2 protein-coding genes and 1 pseudogene are annotated in these 3072 nt (G+C 40.1%); all 3 read right to left on the bottom strand.

Annotated elements, in window-relative coordinates; translation table 11 throughout:
• Positions 1-1367 (bottom strand): pneumococcal-type histidine triad protein (locus SORDD27_RS10185; protein ID WP_330997320.1); only part of this gene is annotated, 1367 nt, incomplete at its 3' end.
• A 13-nt stretch (positions 1368-1380) separates the two neighbouring features.
• Entirely contained in the window at positions 1381-2298 is a 918-nt protein-coding gene (locus tag SORDD27_RS03285) for a metal ABC transporter substrate-binding protein (protein ID WP_061427281.1), read from the bottom strand.
• A gap of 196 nt (positions 2299-2494) precedes the next feature.
• A pseudogene (locus tag SORDD27_RS09915) lies at positions 2495-3072 on the bottom strand (histidine motif-containing protein); the annotation flags it as partial.

Here is a 3072-nt window from a genome sequence, read left to right as displayed (position 1 = left end):
CTTGAGAAACTTTCCACAGTCTTTGCAAGTGGTTGAACGCGCTGAGACTGATGATTTTCTTTCAAGTGATCTTGGGCAGCTTTGATTTGGGCTGCAGTCAAGTCCTTCTTAAAGAAATAATGAGCGTGATCTCCATGAGAAACTACAAACCCTTGCTCATCTTCACTAATAACACGGTCAGCTGCAAAACCATGATCATGTTCTTCACCGTGGTGGTGTTCATGCTCCTCTCCATCATGGTCATGGTCTTCATGGTTGGTATCCTGACTTCCATGGTTACCGTCTTGGTCATGAGAATGATTTGGTTGAGCTGGATGTTCTGCTGGTTTACTTGGGTTTTCCAAAGGTGTTGGCTTCCCACTGTCGCTATTTAAAGGAATCATACGCGCAATCTTTTCTTCCAAGGCAGAAAGTTTTGTATATGGGATGAAATGATAGTGATTTCCGTGTGGAATCGCTACGCCACTTGGTGTTCTGCTCGAAATCTTAGCAGGGTCAAAAATCAAGCCATCTGATTCAGCATAACGTTGACTACTTGGAAGAGCATAGAGTTGCTGCAATAGACTTTGAAGACTCTCAGCTTGATTACTTGGTGTTTCAGCCTGTTGACTTGGGTTGGTAGTTTGACCAGTTGCGTTTGGACTCGGACGATAGTCCGTCACAGTCGGTTGTTTTCTAGTTCCAGAAAGGTAAGCTTGAGCAGCAGCTAATTCGCTAGCAGACAAGGAACTCTTTGGAATGTAGTGGTAATGTCCACCATGAGGAACGATATAAGCATCACCAGTATCTTCTATAATATCAGATGGGTTAAAGATGTAGCCATCGTCGGTAGTATAACGACCTTGAGATTGCGCAAGCACCACTGCACTGTTAGAAGTTGGTGCATCGTGAGTATGACCTTGTTTTTGGCGTTCAATTTCCTCCTTCGTACGAATATTATCAGCATGAGCCGTATCTTTAAGGTAGACATAATACTTGCCATCAACCTTGATAATGTACCCACCTTTGATTTCGTTGACAATATCAGCGTCTTTCAGTTGATAATTGGCATCTTTCATCAACAGCTCTTCGCTGAAAATCGCGTCAAAAGGAACTTTACCATTGTAATAATGGAAATGATCACCATGTGAAGTCACATAACCTTGATCGGTGATTTTCACAACAATTTGTTCAGCCTGAATGTCTTCTTTTTTGCTAACTTGATCTGGTGTTTGGGACTCTGTTTTTTGAGAGTCTTGCTTCCCATCGACATAAGACACACGGTTATTATCTTTGTTTCCTTCTACCTGGTGTTGGTTCAATGCATAGATGCAAAGACTTAGGGAAAGGACAAGAGCCGATCCTGCTACAATATATTTCTTCTTCATTTTCATCATCTCCTCATTTTAATTCTTCTGCAAGAACATTCATATTTTCTTCTAGATTTTCTAAGTAAGTTTTGTCATTTTCAGGATCTGCTTCTAAAGGATTGAGTGTCTTTAGGCTAACTCCTGTTGATTTGACCAAGGTCTCAGCGACTTTAGAAGAAGCATTGCTCTCAGTAAAGATGGTTTTAACCTTATAGGTTTTAACGAATTCTTGGATTTCTGTCAACTGTCTCGGACTTGGCTCTTGTTCAGGGGAAATCCCTGCTATACCAAGTTGTTTCAAACCAAAGCGTTTAGCGAGATAAGAAAAGGCTGTGTGTTGTGTAACAAAGGTCTTTTGACTCGCTTTTTCAAAAATAGGTTGGTACTTCTTAGTCAATTCTTGGGCTTTAGCGATAAAGTTTTTAGCATTCTTTTGATACGTTTCCTTATTGACACTATCAAGCTCCGAAAGTTTATCCGCAATAATCTGTGCCTCTTCACCTGCTTTTTCTGGATCTAACCAAGTGTGAGGATCGTAGAGTGTTTTTTCATCGATACCGTCACCAGCTTCTACATCTTCTAAGCCCGGTACACGCTCCAATGTCATTCCTTCAGAAGCTTCTAAAACTTTAACTTTTGAGTTTTTCAAGTTAGGATCTAGACTTCCCGCCCAAGATTCGAGCGTATGAGAGTGGTAGACAAAGACATCCGCATCATAAATGGCAGCAATGTCATTTGCTGACGGTTCAAAGGAGTGAATCCCACTACTTGACTGAATCATCCGAACATCATTTAAGTCTCCTGATACCTCTTTGACCATGGCATAGACTGGGTAAAAACTCGTTACAATCTTCATCCCTTTTGCTTCTTGTTTTTCTTTTTGACTACATGCTCCTAAGACAAGTACAAACAGACCTGCCATTAATAATAGAAATGTTCTTTTTTTCATCATTACTCCTTAACTAGTATTTAACCATTTAATTAACTAGTAAATAGTTTATCTTTATTTACACTATATGTCAAGATATTTTACATATTTTCATGAAAAAAATGAGAACTAGAACTCACTTTCTGCTCTCATTTTTCGATTTTATCTTTTCTAGCTCTCCTATCCTGTTTTTAGGAGTTAGAAAATTGTGTTAGGTTTAGTTGCTCTCCTTTAGCAATGCCAACAACTTTTCAGCTTCAGCCATAATGGTATTGTTGTCCTGGGCGCCAAATAGCAGGTTATTTTTTAATCCTGTTAGAGTTTCTTTGGCATTGGACTTGATAATGGGGTCTTGGATTTTTGCAAGTAGCTCTTCAGCCTCTCTTAACTTCGCTTCAACCTTTTCAGTCTCGACCTGAGGTTCTTCTGGCTCCTCTGGTGATTCTTCTTCCGGTTCCTCAGTTGGTTTTGGAGACTCAGGTTTCTCACTCTGAGGTTTCTCTTCGCGAGGTTTTTCTGTACGAGGTTTCTCTACTGATGGTTTTTCCGTATGATTGTTATCAGCTTGACCATTTTGGTTTCTTTGAACATGGTCACTTGCATTGCCCCATCCACTATCTGAATGCGGACGTTCGTTTGGATGTTCGACATAGTACTTGACAGTCGCAAAGAGATCCTCTAGAGTATAACCCTTAGGTGCCTCATAAAGTCCTTCGTCAAACCACTCAAATTTGATGTTATGGTAATGGTCATAATGAGGAATGATTAAACTACCGTTTTAACTTTCCACAGTAT

The organism is Streptococcus oralis (genome assembly GCF_001579025.1).
GTDB classification, from domain to species: Bacteria; Bacillota; Bacilli; order Lactobacillales; family Streptococcaceae; genus Streptococcus; species Streptococcus oralis_X.
This window is presented reverse-complemented; position numbering and strand designations above follow the sequence as displayed.

Coding starts and splice junctions, on each gene's coding strand:
- SORDD27_RS03285 (WP_061427281.1), bottom strand. CDS start 2,298: ATGAAAAAAAGAACATTTCTATTATTAATGGCAGGTCTGTTTGTACTT.